Source organism: Streptomyces sp. NPDC005374, assembly GCF_042872225.1.
In the GTDB taxonomy this organism is placed as follows: domain Bacteria; phylum Actinomycetota; class Actinomycetes; order Streptomycetales; family Streptomycetaceae; genus Streptomyces.
In genome coordinates, this window is the sequence record NZ_JBIAKA010000047.1 from 1 (window position 1) to 1408 (window position 1408).

General features: G+C 68.5%; 1 protein-coding gene. It reads left to right on the forward strand.

All coding sequences use genetic code 11. From position 1 onward, the window contains the following. The first annotated feature begins 55 nt into the window (after positions 1-55). Positions 56-1333, forward strand: coding sequence for an IS701 family transposase (locus ACFYRX_RS46750; RefSeq protein ID WP_389113566.1), 1278 nt, complete (start codon positions 56-58; stop codon positions 1331-1333). Positions 1334-1408 lie beyond the last annotated feature (75 nt).

Consider the following 1408-nt stretch of genomic DNA (forward strand, 5'->3'; position numbering starts at 1 on the left):
TAGTAGTGCTTCGTTAGGTCTATACGTTTGTGCTGATCAAGAGCATGTTGAGGGTGTGGACACGCATGAAGTGAACCGATTACGGGCCGCATTGGGGCTGTTCGTGGCGGATGTGTTCGCCTCGGTGCCGCGCAAGGATCAGCGGGCCAAAGGTGAGTGCTATCTACGGGGGCTGATGCTGGATGGCCGTCGCAAGTCGATCCAGCCGATGGCCGCACGGCTGTCGGACGGCAACATGCAGGCCCTGCAGCAGTTCGTGAACCAGTCGCCGTGGGATCCGCTGCCGGTCAGGCGGCGGATCGCCGAGCGGCTGTCCCAAGTGGTCAGGCCCGAGGTGTGGGTGATCGACGACGTGTCGTTCCCCAAGTGCGGCAACGCGTCGGTCGGGGTGGCCCGCCAGTACTGCGGAGCGGTCGGCAAGCGGGCGAACTGCCAGGTCGCGGTCAGTGTCCATGCCGCCACCGACACCGCCTCGTGCCCCTTGGAGTGGCAGTTGTATCTGCCGCGCGAGTGGACGGATGAGCCCGACCGCTGCCGCAGGGCAGGCGTCCCCCGGGAGGTGGTGGTGCGTCGGGAGAAGTGGCGTCTGGCGCTCGGTCTGCTGGACACACTCGCCCGGTGGCAGTTGCAGGCGCCGGTCATCGTGGCCGACGCCGGCTACGGCGTCAGCACACGGTTCCGGCTGGGACTCCAGGAACGGGGGCTGACCTATGTGCTGGCCCTGCAGGGGAAGGAAGTCGCTCATCCGGAGGAAGCCGAGCCGCACCAGCCCGCTTACGGCGGGGTCGGGCCGCCCACCCTTCCCCGCTACCGCCTCCCGCCGCGAGCTCTGTCGGCCGTGGCCGCGGAGGCGGGCGCGGAGCGATTCTGTGAGGTGACCTGGCGACAGGGCAGCAAGGGTGTGATGACCTCGCGGTTCGCGGTGCTGACGGTGCGGTCCGCGGGCAAGCAGTGTCTGGCCGCCGCTCAGGAGGCGGGCGGGGGCCGCAGCCGGTGGGACGGCGTCCTGCCCGTTCAGACCGTCCTGGTCGAATGGCCGCACGGCCAGGACGCCCCGACGGGCTACTGGATATCGAACCTGTCGGCCGCCACACCCGTCGCTGACCTGGTGCGGTGGGCGAAGATGCGCTGGCGGGTCGAGCATGACTACCGCGAGCTCAAACACGGCCTGGGACTCGACCACTTCGAAGGCCGCACCTGGCGCGGATGGCACCACCACGTCACCCTCGTCACCGCCGCCCAGGCCTTCCTCACCCTCCGCAGGCTCGACCCAAAAGCCGAGGCACCGGCCCGAGCCTCTACCAGACCCTCGACGCACTCCAAGACCTGCTGAGGTGCTGGACCGGCACCTGCAGCACCTGCGGCCGCCCCCTCACCACCAGCAGAACCAGAACCTAACGAAGCACTA